Source organism: Dyadobacter linearis, assembly GCF_907165045.1.
Classification (GTDB): domain Bacteria; phylum Bacteroidota; class Bacteroidia; order Cytophagales; family Spirosomataceae; genus Dyadobacter; species Dyadobacter linearis.
Genome location: NZ_CAJRAU010000001.1, coordinates 1,352,853 through 1,372,340, shown reverse-complemented (window position 1 = coordinate 1,372,340; position 19,488 = coordinate 1,352,853). Strand labels below are relative to the sequence as shown.

Sequence of the window (19,488 nt, the reverse complement as noted above, 5' to 3'; positions counted from 1 at the left end):
TAAATATGATATCCGGATTTGCGTATACTAATATACGTTTCACCTGATTCGCGAAAGCAAACCGCAGTTTTGTACTTTCTAAAATCCGTCAACTTTGATCTGCTTTTCTGTAATATCTCCATACTTTTTAACCTGATCGCGTATTTCATCGGCCTTTCCGATCAGTACAAATTGCAGCTTGTCTTTCGGAAAGTAGGTATCGATAATTTCCTTCGCTCTTGCAGTGGTCAGCCCATCTACTTTGGATTGAAATGTATTGATATAGCTTTCATCAAAATTGAAAACGTGCATATCGGTAAGCAGTCTGGCCAATGCACCGGCTGATTCAAATGCAGGCGGAAAGCTTCCTTTTACGTAGGCTTTGGCCGATTGCAGGATCTCTTCATTAATGCCCGTTTTATGCAGACTATCCAAAACCTGCATTGCCATATCGATCGCAGGTACCGTAGTGGAATTTTTAGTAAATGTGCTGATCGCGAAAGTACCGGCGTATTTGTAGCGGGTAAATGCGCTTCTTGCTCCGTAAGTAAGTCCCGAATTGACACGTAATGCATCATTCAGCCAGGAGGTGAACCGGCCGCCAAGTATCGTATTTACAACCATAACCGGCACATAATCAGCGGAGTTGTAATCAACTCCCTGGCCTGCAATTACAAAGGTCGTTTCTCTGGCATCGGGCTTGTCAACCAGTAACACGCGGCTTTTTTCGAATTCCAGATCCGGGGCCACGCGCTTCACCATGCGGTAAGGCGCTGTTTTCCAGGTTCCAAAAAGTGCAGTCACTTTCTTCTTCATATCCGCCGTTTTGAAATCACCCACTATTGCAATAGCGCCTTTTCCCGAGGTATAATTGCCTTCGTAAAATGCCTTTGCATCGGCAGCAGTCAGCTTTTCAATAGTCGATGTGATGCCGTCGCCCGGTGTTGCGTAGGGAAAATTGTTGAACATGAATGCATTCATATAGTTCGATATCACCGCGCGCGGACTTTCTTTCTGCCTTACCAGTTCCTGGATTGCGCGTTGCTTGTGTTTTTCGAATTCGGTTTTGTCAAAAGCCGGATGCATTAATACCTGCTGGATAATATCAAACAGTTTGTCCTGATCTTTCACAGCAAACGAAGAGGTAACACCCGCCATATCTTTCGCCGCGTAGGTATTGATCGTCGCGCCCACGAAATCGGTCATTTCTTCGATCTGCGGTTTGGTGTATTTTTGGGTTCCAAAAAGCAGTGCGTCGGCTGTGATGCTGGCGAGCCCGAAACGCTCACCGTCGTTGATCGAACCTGCATCGAAAACGGCCGATACGTTGATCAGTGGCACTTCGTGCTGCTCCATCAGGTAAATGGTCAGTCCGTTTTTAAGCTTGAATTTCTCAAAAGCGGGGACTTTAAAATTATTTTGTGCCGAGGCCGAAAGCGAAAGCAATGCCGCGAACACAAATAGTATCTTTTTCATATTTCAAAAATTAGCAATGAATGATGTTGTGAAGTGGCACTTACTTTGATTTTTCCGGCAGCAGGTAACCCACAGTCCGGTTGCGCTCGGTGAAGTACTTCGCGGCAACCCGCTTGATATCTTCCACAGTCACTTTTTTGTACAGTTCCGGCGCTTCGAACATTTTTTTATAATCACCAAAAAACACATCATAACTTCCCAGACTGTTCGCTTTGCCATTGATAGTTTCGAGCGTACGGTAAAATTCCATGAGCTTCTGATTTTTTACTTTTTGAAGTTCTTCGTCTTTCACGCCGTCCTTAATCACCAAATCAATCTGATTGTGAATGGCTTTTTCCAGGTCAGGGGCAGATACGTTGCTGCTTGCAATGGCATAAATAGAGAAAATACCGGGATCGAAATTCTGGTCGGTAGTACTGGAAACGTTCATCGCAAGGGTAGAGTCCATCACCAGCGATTTGGTGAGCCGGGACGAGTTACCCGAAGTGAGCAGGCTGCTCAGCAAATCGAGGGCATAGTAATCCTCGTGTTTGGCCTCCGGAACGTGGTATACCATCAAAATGTTTGGCGCTGCGATGTCTTTATATCCAGTAACTCTTCTTTCGCCATTTTGAGGAGGTTCAATGGTCCTGACTTTTGGAGGTAAACCTCTTGAAGGAATAGGCGCCATATATTGGTCGGCCATTTTTTTTACCTGTTCCAATGTGATATCGCCCACGATCACCACCGTCGCATTGTTAGGTGAGTAGTAAGTTTTGAAGTAATTTTCAAGATCTTCCTGCGTCCAGCTTTTAATATCAGACTCAAACCCAATTACCGGAAACATATAAGGATGTTCCTGAAATGCAACCGATTGTACCAGCTCACCCAGCATCCGGTAGTTGCTGTTTTCCAGCCCGGTACTCCGCTCGGAAAGTACTACACCACGCTCGCTTTCAACCATTTTCGGGTCTATTGACAAATTTGCAATGCGGTCGGATTCCAATTTGAATATCGGTTCCAGTGCGTCTTTCTGAAACCAGTCGGTATAAACCGTTACATTTTCGGTCGTGTATGCGTTATTGGAACCACCATTTGCTTCCATAAAACGGTCGAATTCTTTCGGGCCAAAATTCTTGGAACCGTTGAACATCATGTGTTCGAAAAAATGCGAAAGTCCGGTGATTCCGTGCACTTCATTCCGCGAGCCGACTTTCCAGAAAATGTACATATTGGCATTGGGAATAGAATGGTCTTCGAGCACGAGAAACTTCATTCCGTTGGCTAATGCAAAAGTTTTGACGTCTTCCGGTTTCGTCTGGGCATGCGTGCCGCCCAGGCCTGCCACTACTACGGCCAGACACAGCAGGAAAAATTTTAGCCTCATAAAAAATGGGTGGTTAATGATTTCGTAATGATAATGAAAAATAAAAAGGATGCGTGGAAAAAATCTAAACGCTTATTTTTGGCAATTGAATAATCCTAAACCATCAGAAATTTATGAAAAACGTTTTCCGTGTCCTGCTTATTCTCGTGGGATTTGCTACCCTCGCCGGCTTTTCCAAAGAGTATTCCGAAACGCTCAAAGACCAGCGTTTCAAGGTGATGACCTATAATATCCACCACGCGAATCCGCCCTCGGCCGGCGCACAAATCGATATTGAAGCGATTGCAAAAGTGATCAATGCCGAAAAACCCGACTTCGTCGCATTGCAGGAAGTGGATGTAAATACGGAAAGATCAGGAAAAGGGAAAAACCAGGCGCAGCAGATCGCCGCATTGACGGGCATGAAATTCTATTTTTCCAAAGCGATCGACCACGGCGGCGGCGATTATGGTGTGGCCGTTTTGTCCAAATTCCCGATCGTTGACTCGGTGAAATATGCATTGCCGATCCACCCGGATATGAAAGAAGAGGACCGTACCGTAGCCGCGGTGACGGTTACTTTGCCGAATAAAAAGAAAATGATCTTTGCCAGCACACACTTGGGTTTGAAAGAGCCTAACCGCGTATTGCAGGCCGAAACGATCATTGAAAAGTTTGGAAAAACAGATTTGCCCATGATTTTGGCCGGAGATTTCAACGCAGTGCCCGACAGCAAAGTGATCGCCTACCTGGATAAATATTTCAAAAGAACTTGTTCAGAATGCGGATTTACGATCCCGGTAGAAAAACCGAACAAAACGATCGATTTTATTATGTTCAAATCCGACAAACTGAAAGCCTCCAATACCCGCGTTATCGACGAGAAATATGCTTCTGACCACTTGCCGGTTGTAGCAGATTTTATATTAAAATAACCCTAATCCTTGATCCAATTAACCCGCACAATGCGGCTGGAAACGTCATACTCTTTGAAAAAATGCTGCCAGTGCAGCTGTCGCGACGAAAGGTGATCGGTAGGTGATTTGATCTCGATGAATGCATAATCCGTTTCGTTCCAAACCAGCAGATCTGGAAAGCCGCGGGTATTTTCGCGGAGGTTCAATGCGATTTCCATCATCACCGCGCGGATTTTCTCGGGCGACAACAGGGAAGTAAGCGTCAAAACCTTGTGCAGGGCGCCGTCGTACCAGGGTACCAGCACGTTCGTAATACCATATTTATCAGTAAAAGTCTGAGTGACCAGTTCGTCGATAATCTCGCGCGAACTGGCTGCTTCTAGTCTCTCCTTCAACTGCGCGGATCTTTTATAATAAAAATCGGGCAGGAAAAAGTCGGACGGAATGCGTTGCAGGGGATTATGGATCGTCTGCACATTGGTGTCATAAATAATATCCCAGAAAAGCAGCCCGAACAATGCGCGCCAGGGTTCATTTTCGCTAAAAAATGCCTGGTAACCCAGCGCGCGGTAATATTCCAGCGCGCCATATTCGACCTGAAACCGAAACGAGATCGGTACCTCGATCGCTTCGGCATCTTTCAAAGCCTGGGTAGTCCGCTTGACGAGCTTGCGCTTTTTGTTCTTAATTCTTTCCTGAAAATCCAGACTGAAATAGCGTTCATCTGCATTCTGCGGGTTTTCTGCGATCTCCTCGCACAATGCGAGCGCCTCTTCGATCTCGCCCAGATTGTTCAGCAGTCGCACGCGCCGCTCACGGGCCGGCGCATCGTTGGTAAGCTGGTAAATGACCAATGCCTGCGAAAGCATTTTTTTGCGTTCCAGCCAGGCGCCTATTCTCAAAATCAGGGAGTTGAAAGAGGGTAATGCTTTCGGAGCAAGCCCGGTACCGTTTCCGGCGTACCAGTTCATAAACCAATCATAGATTTCCTCCGGCGGCAACTCGTTTTTGATCACGTCAAAAGTTTCTTTCATCAGCGAAACCGTGAGCGTGTCGTCGACTTCCTTTCGTGTTTCAAACTGAATAGACAAAAACTGTTCGTCGAAAGACTGAAAACGCACGTGGCCAAGGTCGCGGATCACGAATTCGGTCATATCTGCATTCCTGTTCCCGAAAAACAGGAATTTCATCAGCATTACTTCGGCTTCGAAAGTAACCTTGACTACCGGCTCCGTTTCGGTAATGATCTCACACAAAGTCTTGAAATCGTAATCGTGCATTAGCCAGCGCACCAGGTCGGGCTTTTTAATGTTTTTGGCCGGCATAATGTCCGGGCCGAGGATCTTTGTAAAAAGCAGGTGCTCCGGTTTGGTGAAAAGCTCCATGATCTCCCCAAAACGCGTTTCGTGCGAATCGCAAAGTGATTCTATAAAACCGTTTTCATGCAGTTCTTCCAGCACAGCAGGCAGGTCGGTGATCTCGGAATAGGAGAGGCTGTTGACCCTGAAAAATGACTTGCTGCGGTTACTGAAACGGATAAAAAGGCATTGTGCATCTTCGGAAAGCCGGTCATAGGTTTCCAGAAAACCCAGCTCTTTCTCCGTCAGTATATGGGAATACCTCTTCCTTACAAATTCCAGGACATAGGTGAAATAATCGTGGTAATATTTGGGAGGAAGGTCAGTTGGGAACCCGTTATTCTCTGCAATTTGATCCGAAGGCACGTCTATCTAAGCGGGATTTTTTATTTCAATGTAGGTATAAAGTTACAGCAAGATTTTAAAAGTCGGGCCTGAATTAAAATTTTGTTAAGTATTCAAAATTTAGAAAAATGAGTAGCTAAAATTGTATTATACCTATTTCAAATCTTGTCAATTCTGATTAATATAGTATATAATTAAGAAATTGGATTACATTTGTTATCTATGGAAAACAATTTTTACTGCCCATGACTACATTAGATTCTTATGATTTCGCAGGGAAAAAAGCCCTGGTTCGCGTGGATTTTAACGTCCCCCTCAATGACAAATTTGAAATCACGGACGATACCCGTATCCGTGCTACAATTTCTACAATCAGTAAGATTCTCAACGACGGAGGTGCCGTTATTTTGATGTCGCACCTGGGCCGCCCGAAAGACGGACCCACAGAAAAGTACTCTCTTAAACATTTGGTAAACCCGCTGTCACTGATACTTGGCAAAACTGTAAAGTTTGCTGACGACTCTATCGGTGAAAGCGCAACCGAATTGTCGGCCGCATTGCAGCCGGGAGAAGTGCTTCTGCTTGAAAACCTTCGTTTTTACAAAGAAGAGGAAAAGGGGAATGAAGAATTTGCCGAAAAACTTTCTAAACTGGGAGATGTTTGGGTAATGGACGCATTCGGAACAGCCCACCGTGCACACGCTTCTACGGCCGTAATCGGTAAGTTTTTTAAGGATAAAGTTTGCGGTTATGTGATGCAGGCTGAGCTGGATAATGCAGAAAGGTTGCTGGAACATTCAGAAAGACCATTTACTGCCATTATGGGCGGCGCGAAGATCTCGGATAAAATCCTCATTATCGAGCGTCTGATCGACAAAGTAGATAACCTGATCATCGGCGGCGGAATGTCCTATACATTCTCAAAAGCGCAGGGTGGAAAAATCGGAAAATCCCTTCTGGAAGCAGATAAGCAGGATCTGACATTGGAACTGGTTCAAAAAGCAAAAGATAAAGGTGTGAACCTGATCCTGCCTGTTGACTCGGTAATCGCGGACAAATTTGCGAATGATGCGGAGCGTAAGGTAGTACCAGCCGGCGAAATTCCTGATGAATGGGAAGGCCTGGATATTGGTCCTGAAACGATCAAGATTTTTGCGGAAATTATTAAGAACTCAAAAACAGTACTTTGGAACGGTCCAATGGGCGTTTTTGAATTCCCGAACTTCGCACAGGGTACCAATGCAATTGCGGAAGCAGTAGTGGCGGTAACAGAAGAAAACGACGCATTCTCACTGATTGGCGGCGGGGATTCTGCTTCTGCGATCAACAATGCAGGTTTCGGCGATCGCGTGAGCTACGTTTCGACGGGCGGCGGCGCTTTGCTTGAATATATGGAAGGTAAAGTGCTTCCTGGGGTAGCTGCATTGGAAGCTTAATATTTCGATTTATAGTTTTGGTTTAATAAAGAAATCCATCTCGCAAAGCGCGGGATGGATTTTCTACATAACAAACCTAACTAATTTATGAATACTGGCCTAGGCCGGGATTCCTATCTAACTTCCACCATTGGCGCGCTTTTGAAGATCGTCAGATCCGGTATTACGCTGGCGGGCACCTTTCACATTTTGATTACCAAAATTGTAGGTGAATGTGAGCCTGAACTGGCGGCTCGGCCACTGTGATTTGACGTGAAAGTCAATATCCTTATACACTGCTCTTCCGCGGAACCGGTTGGTCCAGAATATATCGTTCACATTAAGGCGGATAGACCCTTTTTTGTTCCAGATATTCTTCTGTAATCCTGCATTCAGCATTCCCATTGGCTTGGCCTGATACAGTCCGTAAAATGCGCGGCTGTTGTACCAGCCCGAGATTTCACCAGACCATGTTTTTGAAATCGTAAACTGGTTCGCCGCATACATATTCCACGACGCCTGTCTGATTTCCAGCTTCTCTTCCAGGTATACGGAATTGTAATGATTGTATACCCCTGTGAAATTCGTTTGTATGTTCCACCATTTTGCAACCTTAATAGGAAAGGAGACTGTAAGGCTGACATTATCCTGGTTGTCCAGGTTGTCTGAGGTCACAAAAGTTTTGTTTTCGGAAGCAATTTGCTGCGGCAGCTCGTCTGCGATCATATCCTTGATCCGGCTGTAAGCAATGGTTGTATTCAGGAAACTTTTGTAAACGTGAACGAGCTGGAATGAGTTGGTATACTGTGGTTTAAGGTTCGGGTTACCTCTTTGAAAAGTGTAGGGATCGAGGTAAAATTCAAACGGATTAAGCGACTGGTAATTCGGTCTGTCGATCCGGCGGCTGTACGACAGGTTAAGTACGTTGTTGGTATCCAGCTGGTTGGATAAAAATACGCTCGGGAAAAAGTTGATGTAATTTCTGTCGCGTTTCTGGCTCAATGTCACTGAGTTACCGATCGAATGCGTGTGCTCGCCGCGGAGTCCGAGCTGGTATTTGATCTTCTTAGTAATACTACCATTGTAATTCAGATAGGCAGCATTCACATTTTCAGTGTATTTGAAACGGTTCGAGCGGGTAGGATCAAGTACCCAATCGTCGGCTTTGGTCTCAAAAACCATATCATTATCGGAAGCTACATAGCTGGATTTCAAACCGGTTTCAAATTTTCCTTTCCAAAGCGGCTGTGCGTAATCAAGTTTTGCAACTGCAATGTTAATATCCGACGGCATATTGTTGCGTACCGTTTCGGGACTGCCGTCCTGCTGGCCGCCTGGCAGATAGTATTTCGTATCCAGGTTGCTGCTCTTTTTACCGCCATATCTCACATAATCCACATCAAAGGTCAGCTCTTTGCCCTTGTCGTTGAACTGGTGTTTGAAGTTCAGGTTCGTGCTTATATTATTCATTTTGCCGCCATTGTAAACGTCGGTACGGAAAGTGCGCTGCAAGCTCAGATCTTCGTTCAGAATGCGGGTATTGGTTTGTCCGAAAGGATTGCTGAATTCACTGTAAAATCCTGAAACAAGCACGCCCAGCGTAGTTTTGTCAGTAGCAAAATAGTCGACCCCAGCGCGGACATTATAGTATTGCGACTTGTTGATCCGCTCGGTGCGCTGGTCAAAAATCGTTACTTTATCTTCAAAAGGAATGGTTCTGTAAATGTCATTGTTGTTAAAACCTTTGTTCAGAAAAGCGCCTCCGCTGATGAACGAACTTAGCTTACCCGCTCTGTGATTGAGGGTTGCAGTAGCATTCCCTCTTCCAAAACGTGCCCAGGCACCGCCAAGGTTGATATTGCCATTTGTACCGTAGTTCTTATTGCGTTTCATCTTGATATTGATGATCCCGGAGTTTCCGGCCGCATCGTATTTCGCAGAAGGATTGGTTATTAGTTCTATCTTTTCAATGTTGTCGCTCGGCGTATTGCGTAAAAGTGTGATCAGTTCCTGTTGAGATAAAAAAGTCTGTTTTCCGTCTATTTGAACGATTACGCCTTCTTTTCCTCTTAGTTTCAACTGTTCATTTTGCTGATCGACAGTTACGCCCGGAGCTCTTTCGAGTACTTCGAGCGCAGTTGCACCGGCAGAAACAATGCTGTTTTCCACATTCACAACCGTGCGGTCGATCTCCTGTTCTATAAAAGGTTTTTTAGACACAACCGTCACTTCATTCAGCGCTTGCGTTTCAGTTTTAAGATTGAAGACAGGCAGGGCAACTACATTGTTATCTACCGTAAACACATCGCTGTAATTCTTTTGATAACCCACCATGGAAACCAGCGCGAGATATTTTCCGGTGGCTACCTGATCAAATAAAAACTTCCCGTCGTCGTCAGCAGCAAGACCTTTTACAAGCGTCGAATCTTTGGCTTTGAGGAGTAAAACGTTCACAAACGGAAAGGGTTGCGACTTTTCATCCAGAATAGATCCTGAGATCTTACCCTTACCTGCGGCAGGTTCCGGGGTTTGTGCGAACGCAAAATTTCCGCTGAGTAGCAAGGCTACTGTTAGGTTGATTAAAATTTTCATGGCTATTAGATTGTGGTCAATATACCGGGGTGTCTGTCTCAGTACATTGCAAATGTAAGTACTTGGTATAACATAGAACCTTAGATTACACAAGTGGTTTTTATGTTATATAAGCGGATAATGTGTGTCTGTTCGCTGTTTGATAGATACAAAAGGAGTAAAGAATGTTGCATTCCCCTTGAAAAAAAGTTTGAATGGTAAAATGGAGCGACGAGTGATTCAAGTCGGTTTTGGTTTTTTGATTTCGGTCAATCTGTCTACCTTTACATTTTAGATAGCATATATATATGACTGAACAAATTCTGATCTTAGATTTTGGTTCACAGTATACTCAGTTAATCGCACGGCGCGTTCGTGAACTAAATGTTTATTGTGAAATCCACCCATTCAATAACTACCCCGATCTAACTCCAAATATCAAAGGTGTCATTCTCTCCGGAAGCCCTTGTTCCGTTCGGGACGCCGATTCTCCAAGAATAGATCTTGACAAATTTCGCAAAGTAGTGCCTGTTCTGGGCGTTTGCTATGGTGCACAAATGCTGGCCTTCGAGTTGGGCGGCGATGTGAAACCTTCGCAGCACCGTGAATATGGTCGCGCCAAGCTGGAAATTGACGATAACGATTCTTCTTTGCTCGCCGGGCTTTCCGAATCTTCGCAGGTTTGGATGTCGCACGGTGATACCATTGTTCGCGCTCCGGAGAATTTCCATGTGATCGCTTCCACCGAATCGGTGAAAGTAGCTGCATTTAAAATAGAGGATGAGCTCACTTACGGCATTCAGTTCCATCCCGAAGTGACGCACACTACGGAAGGTAAGAAGCTGATGTACAACTTTGTAACCAAAATTTGCGGCTGCAAGGGAGACTGGACTGCTGAGTCTTTTGTAGAACAGACCATCAATCAGCTTCGCCAGAAACTGGGCAATGATAAGGTGGTAATGGCACTTTCCGGCGGGGTTGATTCCACGGTAGCGGCTACATTGGTTCACCAGGCAATAGGCGAAAACCTGTATTGTATTTTTGTCGATAACGGACTTTTAAGGAAAGATGAGTTTGCAGAAGTATTGCATTCTTATCAGGATATGGGGCTGAATATCAAAGGAGTAGATTCAAGATCTCACTTTTATGAAAATCTTTCAGGATTATCCGAGCCCGAGGCGAAACGCAAAGCGATCGGCAAGTCTTTCATTGATATTTTCGATCAGGAAGCACATTTAATAGAAGATGTGAAGTGGCTCGGACAGGGAACGATCTATCCCGATGTGATCGAGTCAGTTTCTATCAACGGACCTTCCGCTACGATCAAATCGCACCACAATGTGGGCGGGTTGCCGGATTTTATGAAGTTGAAGGTTGTCGAGCCGCTCAATACACTTTTCAAAGATGAAGTACGTGCAGTGGGCCGGACTTTGGGTATTGACGAAAAGATTTTAGGTCGTCACCCCTTCCCCGGGCCCGGACTTGCGATCCGTATTTTGGGCGAGATCACGCCGGAGAAAGTGGCTATTTTACAGGAAGTCGATGCGATTTTTATCGGCGGACTCAGAAAATGGGATCTGTACAAAGACGTTTGGCAGGCGGGCGCAATGCTTTTGCCTGTTCAAAGTGTGGGTGTAATGGGAGACGAAAGAACTTACGAAAGTGTGGTGGCGCTGCGTGCAGTAACTTCCATCGACGGAATGACAGCTGACTGGGCGCATTTACCTTACGAATTCCTTGCAGAGGTTTCCAATGATATTATCAATAAGGTAAAAGGCGTGAACAGGGTAGTGTACGATATATCTTCAAAGCCGCCCGCAACAATTGAGTGGGAGTAAGAAGCTTAAAAACAAGAAAAGCGGTCGTAAAACCGCTTTTCTTGTTTTGTTATCTTTCCGTCACGTCAGGATCGCCCGACTCCGCGGCTTAGTAAGCTCAGTACAAATAATACAAGGAATACAAAGAACAGAATTTTAGCAATTCCGGCTGCTCCGGCAGCAATTCCTCCAAATCCAAGAACGCCGGCAATAATTGCGACGATCAGAAATATTACGGTCCATTTTAGCATGATTGATAAAGTGTTTAGTTGCTGAATAACTTTTGTAATCAGATATTTACCAATTATGTGCCAAATCCGTCTTCACGCGAAAACCCTTTCAAATGACCTGAAACGTACTTCCAGGGTTTCATTTTCTCCTTTTTTTGTAGAGAATCATGCCCATTGCCGGTGATAAAATCGCCTTTTTTTCCTAGGAGTTTGACAGGAAGTGCTAATCTTTAATAGTGAAATTTCAAACAGAACCGGTGTGTCAGATTCAGACAATTTCCCGTTAATCTCACAAAGCGTTTAATTTGCCTAACAACTAATTTATACCAGACCTAATGAAATTTAATGTATTGTTGCTCCTCCTGATTTCGGTGACGTCGGAAGTCTCAGCGCAAAGTGACCGCTGGCAGCAGCGCGCCAAATACCAGATGGAGGTTGACTTTGACGCTGCCAAACACCAGTATAAAGGAACCCAAAAGCTGATTTACAGCAACAACTCTCCGGATACGCTCCACAAGGTTTTTTATCATTTATATCTGAATGCATTCCAGCCGGGAAGTCAAATGGACGTTCGTTCGAGGACGATCAGTGATCCTGATGCACGTGTGAAAGACAGAATTTCCAAGTTGTCGCCGACCGAAATCGGTTATGAAAAGGTACTTTCTCTCAAACACAATGGAAAAGCTGTCAAATATGAAGTGGTAGGGACTATTCTTGAAGTTACTTTAACCGAGAAGATCCTGCCGAAATCGCAGCACACATTTGACATGGAATTTGAAGCGCAGGTTCCGCTGCAAATCCGCCGTACCGGCCGCGACAACAGGGAAGGGATTGATTATTCCATGGCACAATGGTATCCTAAAATGTCGGAATATGATTACGAAGGCTGGCATGCAAACCCTTATATAGCGCGTGAATTTTACGGTATCTGGGGTGATTTTGATGTAAAAATTAATATGGACGCTGCCTACACGATCGCAGCGACCGGTTATCTCCAAAATCCAGATAAGATCGGCCACGGATATTCTCAAAAGCCAGTTACCCACAAGCCCGGCGACAAGCTGACCTGGCATTTCATCGCGCCCGAAGTACACGATTTCATGTGGGCTGCCGATCGGAATTACAAGCATGATATTGTAAAAGTGGATAATGATTTGGATCTGCACTTTTTCTATCAGCCTGAATCAGATAGCATTGCGAGAAACTGGAAAGATATGCAGCCGCTGGCAGTGCGGTGTTTCCAAATTATGAACGAGAAATTTGGTCGATATCCTTACAAACAATATTCAGTGATCCAGGGCGGTGACGGAGGAATGGAATATCCGATGGGTACCTTGATAATGGGACGCCAGCGGCTTTCTGGGTTGGTGGGAGTGACGGTCCACGAATCGATCCACAGTTGGTTCCAGATGATATTGGGTACGAACGAATCGAAATATGCGTGGATGGATGAAGGTTTCACCACCTATGCCGAGAATCTCGTGATGGCGGAGCTGTTTCCTTCCAAAAATGATGCGCAGAGAGGAAGTACTGCCAGTTACCGAAGTCTGGCGAAATCAGGCCTGGAAGAACCTTTAACCACACATTCAGACCATTATAATACAAACCGCGCCTATTCGATCGGTGCTTATTCCAAGGGAGCAGTTTTCCTGAACCAGCTTGGCTATATTATCGGTCAGGAAAAGCTGGCGAGCGGCATGAAACGTTATTTCAATGAATGGAAGTTCAAGCATCCAAATCCAAATGACTTGAAAAGGGTCATGGAAAAGGAGTCGGGGCTAGAATTAGACTGGTACCTGGAAGACTTTGTCGGCACTACCAAAACTATCGATTATGGTATCAAGGAAGTAATTTCAAACGGCGCTAAAACGGATATTACGCTCGAACGCATCGGACAAATGCCGATGCCGCTGGATGTAGTAGTGGGTTACAAAGACGGTACCCAGGAGCATTTTTATATTCCGCTGGAAATTATGCGGGGCGAGAAAACAGAGAAACTGTATTCAAAAACCACGTTACTGACAGATTGGGGCTGGACTTATCCTGAATATAGCTTCTCGATCAATCGCAACCTGGCAGATATTACAATCATTGCGATCGATCCTAGCCAGCGGATGGCAGATATTAACCCGGAAAACAACATTTTTCCATCATTACCAAAAGGATCGCCGCGTTTCAAAGGCGAGCCTGCCAAATAGATCAGCGGCCGATGCGAATGGAAGTGCCAAACCGCCAGCCCATTCCCTGGAATTTGCTGCCGTGAAACTGGGCCACCGCTTCGAGTCTGAGTATTCTTAAAATATCGTCTATCCCATAGACAACCTCCGTATAGTTGCGGATCGTCGGCACTTTCAGATAATGCAATTGCATCGTCTCGGAAATGCCGGTGGTCCGCAACGCTTCTATCCGGGTAATCACAAATCGCTGGGTGGAAAATGTGGCGTGCGCCTGTAAAAACCGCGAAGCAGTGCTGTAAGTATAATAGGGCAGCATTCTGAACTGATCGGGCGGGTAGGCGTATTGGAAGAAAAATTCATTGCCCATAAAGTGCCGGAAGTCGGGGAAATACATTTGGTTTTTACTCAAAAATCCACCTCCGTTAACAAAATATTCGAGGTTACTTCTTGGTCCGAGATTCAGGTTCTGGCGGATTGTACCTTGTAATAATGAATAATCCACGTCTCCCGCAAATGCAAGGCCACTTTTGTAGTTTACAATAAATGAAGGTCCTCTGCTGCGCAAATAGCGTTTTTCTCCATTCCTTACCAGAAATCTACGCCACGGACGAATCGTTGCGGTAAGATCCAGGATGGTCGCATTGTGATCCGGAAACCCTGTATTTCGTATCTCTTTGTTCACAGGCCGGTTGGGCGTGTAGCTGTATTTGTCCCAGGAAAAAATGGGTTTTGCATTTTCAAGATTGAACAATTCTTTCCGGCGCTCAAACTCCAGCCCGGCATTCAAAGTGAAAACGTCGGCGATATTGCGCAGCGTGAATTCAATTTTACCAAACTGTTTCTGATAAAGTTTCATGAAGTTGCGGTCAAAAAACCGGGCTGCCATACTGTTTGGAAGCGGCGGGATTGGATTGTTATTATTGATCTGACTCGCCATTTCCCCGCCGGAAAGGAACAGGTTCCATTTGTCGTTCCCCACATTGGTTTCCAGATTCCCGTAAAGCTTCTTGCGACCAACCGAATACCTGATTAATGGCCGCGCGCTCACAAAGTAAGATTTACCCCACCGTTTTGTCCATTCGGTGATCAGATTCACCGAGTTACCCTCAACCGTATTGTAGCTGATTGCCCAGATGGGACTTTTGAAATAGAATGTAGTCTTGTTCCCGATCGAATAAGTATTGCCGGTAATCAGATGCATTGGTTTGAAATAGAGTGAGTCAGGTCGTTTTTTATCACCTTTTGCATCTTTCACAACTTTAATACTATCCTGCATTTGATAGCTGGAAACCTCTGATTTCGTTAAAGGGATCGGCCGAAGCTCCTGCCAGTATGTAGTATCCCGTTTATTGGCCATTGAATCGATCACAATGGAATCCGAACGTACGAGGCGATCATTGCTTATTGCGGCGTTATTTTGCTTTTTCTGCTCCTTCTCATATTTTTTAGTGAGTTTCCGGAAGTTTTTTGTCGAAAACTCCTTTTGCTCTTTGATCAGGTTGTCCAGGTTTTGCTTCTCATTTGCAGCCGCAGTTTCGGGAGCATTTTTATGGTCGTTAATAACAATATCCTCTTTTAACCCAGGATCCACATCCAGTTTTTGGTACGTTAATGAAACGAGGTACTTAAACTCTCCGGCAAAGCCCACATAACTTCCATCCAGCCTGAACTGCTGATTCACAGGTATCCACACATTTTGTATCGGACTGAAAATCTGCTTAGCCGAAATGTTCAAACCGCGGGTTGTAGTTTGCAAATCGTAGCTATGAATTGCCCAGCGGTCTTCCAGAATAAATAGGCTACCCTTAAAAACTCCCTCTCCGTAAGCTTTGGGAATAACCCTGATCTTATTCACCATTTGCCCCTGGTCTTCAAAATATCCTTCATATTCAAAGCGGTAATAGGAAAATGCCTTGGGCGATAGAGGCGAGATCGTGCCGGCGATCTCGGGGCTGTATAAGCTGGCCAGAATGTAGTCGTTGGGGGAAGGAATGCTATTGTCGAGGCTGTTTCTGGTAGATAATATGCGCTGCGTGTAACTGTTCGGGCGGCGGTATTTAATCTCCGCCACACTCTCATTGATAAACGCTTTACCTTCCTGGATACCTTCTTTTTTCAATCTTTTTTCCAGCAAATAGGGGATTTTGGTAGGAAGGGCAGTACTTCTTGAATATACTTTCGCCGTATAACCTCTCAGTTGCAGCTGGTGAAACCGCGCCTTCGCGATAGCCCGCCGCATGATACTATATGCAGGATCTTCCTTGCTTTTACCGACTGTCGCTTCATTGAGATTGAGCGCCTGTTCTTCCATCGTCACATTCAGTTCGACGAAATCTCCGGCAACTGTTACGGTTTTGGTCAGACTTTTGAAACCTAGGTATTGAAAGATGATCTCATAGTTGCCGGCAGGCAGTGAAAACTGGTATTCACCGTCTGCATTCGCCATCGTACCATCGCTGCTTCCCTTGACCGCAATCCCTGCGTAGGGAAGGGATTCGCCATTTTTGGTACTGATTTTTCCTTTGATCCCGCCGGCATTTGAGAATCCACAAGTCGTGGCAAGCAGCAGAAATAGAAATGCAAAACGCATAGGTTGTTCGTGAAAGTCCTGATAGAAACGGATAACTCTCTCACAACATAACCATACCAGCGGAATTTAATACAGTAAGTACATAAAAAAGCAGCATTCCTGTGTTTGAAATGCTGCTTTTGAAGATTCTGGATTTTACTCACACTGTCCGTCGGGCGTGCAGCTTGCACCGTCTCCCAGAGCCACCAAAAGTGCGGGATTCGCTTTTTCCCATTCTCCGAAAGACTGCTCCAATGCGCCCAGAAAAGCTTCCGAAGGCTGTGCGCCTGAAACTGCATATTTACGGTCGAGCACAAAAAACGGAACTCCCCGCGCACCAACCTGCTGCGCCTCGTACACATCTTTGCGCACATCTTCACTAAAACGCGTTCCTTCCAGAACAGTTTTCAGCTCAGCGGAATCAAGCCCGATTGCAGCGCCCAGCTCGACGAGCGTTTCGTGGTCGGCGGTATTTTTTCCGTCTGTGAAATATGCTTTGAAAAGCTGCTCTTCGGCTTGGTCGCCTAGTCCTTTTGTCTTCGCAAATTGTAAAAAACGGTGCGCATCGAAAGAATTGGCGAGTACTGCTTTGTCCATATTATATTCCAGGCCCACTTCTGCCGCCATATTGGTGACGTGATCATTCACCTGCTGGGCATATTCAGGGGTCCAGCCTTTGGTCTCGGCCAAATATTCGTTAATACCTTTTCCTGGCTCGGTTTTCATTTCCGGGTTTAGCTGGAAACTCTTCCATTCCACCTGGATCTTGTCTTTCTGGGGAAATTCGGCCAGTGCATTTTCAAATTTCCTTTTCCCGATATAGCAAAACGGGCACATTACGTCACTCCAAATTTCAACTTTCATGCTGCTGCTGTTTTCAATTTGCCTATAAGGTAATAAAGAATTCTTCATGAGGCCTTCTGACCTTTTTTGCTTTTACCAGCGGATCATTTTCCGGGTCGCGGTAGCCGAGTGTCACAATCACGACGCTGCGCAATCCTTTTTCCTTCAATCCTAAAATTTCATCCAAAGCCGGCCCGTTAAAACCTTCCATTGGCGTGGCGTCAACCTGCTCCACCGCGGCAGCTACCAGTGCATGTCCAAGTCCGATATACGCCTGGCGCGCCGACCATTGGAAATTGTCTTCCTCACTTCTGCTCAATATCCCGCCGTTAATGCTGTTTTGGAACGCAGACAGCGATTCGGTAGTGATACCGCGCGTTTCTGCGATCAGTTTAATGTAGTCTGAAATGTTCTCGTGTGTGACTTTTTCCCAGGCTGCAAACACCAGCAGATGAGACGATTCCAGCACCTGCGGTTGTGGCGCGGCGGCTTGATGAATCTTTTCTTTTAATGCTTTATCTTTGATAACCAACACATTATAAGGCTGCAAGCCCGCAGACGAAGGTGCCAGATTGATTGATTCCAGGATATTGTCCAGTTTTTCTTCCGGTACAATTTGTCCGTTCATGCGTTTGACGGCGTAACGCCATTTCAATTTATCTATGAGATCGCTCATTTTTTGTTGTGCTTTAATTAATAACTGTGCAAACTTATTGATTTAAGCTATACATTTGTAAGTACTATACAAAAGGATAGTTAAACAAGTTCAGAGATCATGAAGAATGCAGAGGTAACCATAGAGGGACATACCTTAGGGGAATGCACCAAAAGCATATTGCCCGTGCGCGACGCGCTGGAAGTGCTGAGTGGCAAATGGAAATTGCCGATTATCATCTCATTGATGTTTGGAAACAAGCGGTTTTCCCAGATCGCGCGCGAGGTACCGGGCATTACAGACAAGATGTTATCCAAAGAATTACGCGACCTCGAATGCAACGAGCTAGTCAAACGCACCGTATTCGACTCAATCCCGGTCGTAGTCGAATATTCACTCACCGAATACGGACACTCGCTCAAAGTCGTGATAGAAGTATTGCGAGAGTGGGGATCAAAGCACCGGGAAAGGATGATGGTGGAGGCGTAGTATGCTTTGTCTTCCAGATTCTGTTCGGCGAAAATTGTACCCTACCAAGCCTTAAACACAAAAAAAGCAACCCTTGCAGGTTGCTTTTTCACTATAAAATCAAAAAATCAAACCGATTATCCCAGTTGGTTAATGCAGTTCAGATCTTCGAATGCCACTTTAAGGCGTGCGATCATGCTTTCTTCGCCTTTGCGTAACCATACGCGTGGGTCATAGAATTTTTTGTTTGGCGAATCAGGACCATTTGGGTTACCCAATTGTGTCTGCAGGAAGCCTTCGTTTTCTTTGTAGTATTTCAAAAGACCTTCCCAGGTTGACCATTGCATATCTGTATCGATATTCATTTTGATCGCTCCGTATTCGATCGCTTCGCGGATTTCTTCGCGTGAAGAGCCCGATCCTCCGTGGAATACGAAGTTAACCGGCAACTCGGCAGTCGCGAATTTTTCCTGAATGAAGTTTTGTGAGTTACGAAGGATTTTCGGCTCCAATTTCACATTACCCGGCTTGTAAACGCCGTGCACATTTCCGAATGCAGCTGCAATCGTGAAGTTTGGTGAAATTTTAGATAGCTCTTCGTAAGCGTAAGCAACTTCCTCAGGCTGGGTATATAATTTCGAGCTGTCCACATCGCTGTTGTCAACACCGTCTTCTTCTCCACCGGTTACACCCAATTCAATTTCAAGTGTCATGCCGATTTTCGCCATTCTTTCGAAATATTTAGCGCAAGTCTCGATATTTTCTTCAAGCGGCTCTTCCGAAAGATCCAGCATGTGAGAGCTGTAAAGTGGTTTTCCGTACTGGTCGAAGTGTTTTTCGCCGGCATCCAGCAATCCGTCGATCCATGGAAGCAATTTTTTAGCGCAGTGGTCGGTATGTAAAATAACCGGAACTCCGTAAAGCTCAGCCATTTGGTGTACGTGCATTGCACCTGAAATACCTCCTGCGATAGCCGCCTGCTGATTTGCATTTGAAAGGCTTTTTCCTGCGTAGAATATAGCGCCTCCGTTAGAAAACTGGATGATAACCGGGCTGTTGACCGATTTCGCAGTTTCCAGAACCGCATTCACTGAATTGGTCCCTACTACGTTAACTGCCGGAAGGGCGTAATTGTTTTGATTGGCGTGACGGAAGATTTCGCTTACTCCATCTCCGGTGACAACACCGGCTGCAAAGCGTTTAGTGGTTTCGCTCATAGTAACTTATAATATTTTTTCAAGAAATGATTTGGCAATTCAGATATAAAAAAGGAACTGCGTAGCAAGACCCGCAAGTTAGGTATTTTACATAAAATGGAGGAGA

General features: G+C 45.3%; 14 protein-coding genes. 5 read left to right on the top strand and 9 right to left on the bottom strand.

The genetic code is table 11. The features are described 5' to 3' along the window. Window positions 1-78: 78 nt before the first annotated feature. Both KOD92_RS05640 and KOD92_RS05635 read right to left on the bottom strand, forming a co-directional pair. Entirely contained in the window at window positions 79-1,455 is a 1,377-nt protein-coding gene (locus KOD92_RS05640) for a M16 family metallopeptidase (RefSeq protein ID WP_215232507.1), read from the bottom strand. Between the two features lie 40 nt (window positions 1,456-1,495). Beyond that, window positions 1,496-2,821, bottom strand: a complete 1,326-nt coding sequence (locus KOD92_RS05635; protein WP_215232506.1) for a M16 family metallopeptidase — start codon at window positions 2,819-2,821, stop codon at window positions 1,496-1,498. Between the two features lie 113 nt (window positions 2,822-2,934). Here KOD92_RS05635 and KOD92_RS05630 point away from each other — a divergent pair, with 113 nt between their 5' ends. After that, window positions 2,935-3,735 carry an endonuclease/exonuclease/phosphatase family protein gene (locus KOD92_RS05630; RefSeq protein WP_215232505.1) on the top strand — a complete coding sequence of 267 codons (801 nt, stop codon included), beginning with the start codon at window positions 2,935-2,937 and terminating at the stop codon, window positions 3,733-3,735. A 2-nt stretch (window positions 3,736-3,737) separates the two neighbouring features. On the opposite strand, the gene KOD92_RS05625 is transcribed toward KOD92_RS05630, so the two are convergent. Then, entirely contained in the window at window positions 3,738-5,441 is a 1,704-nt protein-coding gene (locus KOD92_RS05625; RefSeq protein ID WP_229254539.1) for a VRR-NUC domain-containing protein, read from the bottom strand. 224 nt (window positions 5,442-5,665) lie between these two features. Between KOD92_RS05625 and KOD92_RS05620 the strand changes: the two genes are divergently transcribed. Next, the gene (locus KOD92_RS05620; RefSeq protein WP_215232504.1) at window positions 5,666-6,856 is read left to right on the top strand and encodes a phosphoglycerate kinase; all 1,191 of its coding nucleotides are present in this window, start codon (window positions 5,666-5,668) and stop codon (window positions 6,854-6,856) included. Between the two features lie 117 nt (window positions 6,857-6,973). On the opposite strand, the gene KOD92_RS05615 is transcribed toward KOD92_RS05620, so the two are convergent. Further along, window positions 6,974-9,427 (bottom strand): outer membrane beta-barrel protein, encoded by a 2,454-nt coding sequence (locus KOD92_RS05615; RefSeq protein WP_215232503.1) that lies wholly within the window; start codon window positions 9,425-9,427, stop codon window positions 6,974-6,976. Window positions 9,428-9,714: 287 nt separating this feature from the next. On the opposite strand from KOD92_RS05615, the gene guaA reads away from it, so the two are divergent. Beyond that, window positions 9,715-11,244: a glutamine-hydrolyzing GMP synthase gene (guaA, locus tag KOD92_RS05610; protein ID WP_215232502.1), complete on the top strand. Its 1,530-nt coding sequence runs from the start codon at window positions 9,715-9,717 to the stop codon at window positions 11,242-11,244. Between the two features lie 65 nt (window positions 11,245-11,309). On the opposite strand, the gene KOD92_RS05605 is transcribed toward guaA, so the two are convergent. After that, window positions 11,310-11,474: a DUF1328 family protein gene (locus KOD92_RS05605; RefSeq protein ID WP_031526823.1), complete on the bottom strand. Its 165-nt coding sequence runs from the start codon at window positions 11,472-11,474 to the stop codon at window positions 11,310-11,312. Window positions 11,475-11,788: 314 nt separating this feature from the next. Between KOD92_RS05605 and KOD92_RS05600 the strand changes: the two genes are divergently transcribed. Continuing rightward, a complete protein-coding gene (locus KOD92_RS05600; protein ID WP_215232501.1) occupies window positions 11,789-13,651 on the top strand; it encodes a M1 family metallopeptidase in 1,863 nt (620 codons plus the stop codon). A 1-nt stretch (window position 13,652) separates the two neighbouring features. On the opposite strand, the gene KOD92_RS05595 is transcribed toward KOD92_RS05600, so the two are convergent. From KOD92_RS05595 to KOD92_RS05585, 3 genes are all read right to left on the bottom strand, one after another. Continuing rightward, window positions 13,653-16,220 (bottom strand): DUF5686 and carboxypeptidase regulatory-like domain-containing protein, encoded by a 2,568-nt coding sequence (locus tag KOD92_RS05595; protein WP_215232500.1) that lies wholly within the window; start codon window positions 16,218-16,220, stop codon window positions 13,653-13,655. A 135-nt stretch (window positions 16,221-16,355) separates the two neighbouring features. Further along, window positions 16,356-17,063, bottom strand: coding sequence for a DsbA family oxidoreductase (locus KOD92_RS05590; protein ID WP_215232499.1), 708 nt, complete (start codon window positions 17,061-17,063; stop codon window positions 16,356-16,358). Window positions 17,064-17,085: 22 nt separating this feature from the next. Further along, window positions 17,086-17,718, bottom strand: coding sequence for an NAD(P)H-dependent oxidoreductase (locus KOD92_RS05585; RefSeq protein WP_215232498.1), 633 nt, complete (start codon window positions 17,716-17,718; stop codon window positions 17,086-17,088). A gap of 99 nt (window positions 17,719-17,817) precedes the next feature. Here KOD92_RS05585 and KOD92_RS05580 point away from each other — a divergent pair, with 99 nt between their 5' ends. Next, window positions 17,818-18,186, top strand: a complete 369-nt coding sequence (locus KOD92_RS05580; protein WP_215232497.1) for a winged helix-turn-helix transcriptional regulator — start codon at window positions 17,818-17,820, stop codon at window positions 18,184-18,186. A 116-nt stretch (window positions 18,187-18,302) separates the two neighbouring features. On the opposite strand, the gene fbaA is transcribed toward KOD92_RS05580, so the two are convergent. Beyond that, window positions 18,303-19,382 carry a class II fructose-bisphosphate aldolase gene (gene fbaA, locus KOD92_RS05575; RefSeq protein WP_215232496.1) on the bottom strand — a complete coding sequence of 360 codons (1,080 nt, stop codon included), beginning with the start codon at window positions 19,380-19,382 and terminating at the stop codon, window positions 18,303-18,305. Between the last annotated feature and the right edge of the window lie 106 nt (window positions 19,383-19,488).

Excerpts from the sequence above, each read along its gene's own strand:
- KOD92_RS05640 (WP_215232507.1), bottom strand. The coding sequence starts at position 1,455 with ATGAAAAAGATACTATTTGTGTTCGCGGCATTGCTTTCGCTTTCGGCC.
- KOD92_RS05635 (WP_215232506.1), bottom strand. The coding sequence starts at position 2,821 with ATGAGGCTAAAATTTTTCCTGCTGTGTCTGGCCGTAGTAGTGGCAGGC.
- KOD92_RS05630 (WP_215232505.1), top strand. The coding sequence starts at position 2,935 with ATGAAAAACGTTTTCCGTGTCCTGCTTATTCTCGTGGGATTTGCTACC.
- KOD92_RS05620 (WP_215232504.1), top strand. The coding sequence starts at position 5,666 with ATGACTACATTAGATTCTTATGATTTCGCAGGGAAAAAAGCCCTGGTT.
- KOD92_RS05615 (WP_215232503.1), bottom strand. The coding sequence starts at position 9,427 with ATGAAAATTTTAATCAACCTAACAGTAGCCTTGCTACTCAGCGGAAAT.
- guaA (WP_215232502.1), top strand. The coding sequence starts at position 9,715 with ATGACTGAACAAATTCTGATCTTAGATTTTGGTTCACAGTATACTCAG.
- KOD92_RS05605 (WP_031526823.1), bottom strand. The coding sequence starts at position 11,474 with ATGCTAAAATGGACCGTAATATTTCTGATCGTCGCAATTATTGCCGGC.
- KOD92_RS05600 (WP_215232501.1), top strand. The coding sequence starts at position 11,789 with ATGAAATTTAATGTATTGTTGCTCCTCCTGATTTCGGTGACGTCGGAA.
- KOD92_RS05595 (WP_215232500.1), bottom strand. The coding sequence starts at position 16,220 with ATGCGTTTTGCATTTCTATTTCTGCTGCTTGCCACGACTTGTGGATTC.
- KOD92_RS05590 (WP_215232499.1), bottom strand. The coding sequence starts at position 17,063 with ATGAAAGTTGAAATTTGGAGTGACGTAATGTGCCCGTTTTGCTATATC.
- KOD92_RS05585 (WP_215232498.1), bottom strand. The coding sequence starts at position 17,718 with ATGAGCGATCTCATAGATAAATTGAAATGGCGTTACGCCGTCAAACGC.
- KOD92_RS05580 (WP_215232497.1), top strand. The coding sequence starts at position 17,818 with ATGAAGAATGCAGAGGTAACCATAGAGGGACATACCTTAGGGGAATGC.
- fbaA (WP_215232496.1), bottom strand. The coding sequence starts at position 19,382 with ATGAGCGAAACCACTAAACGCTTTGCAGCCGGTGTTGTCACCGGAGAT.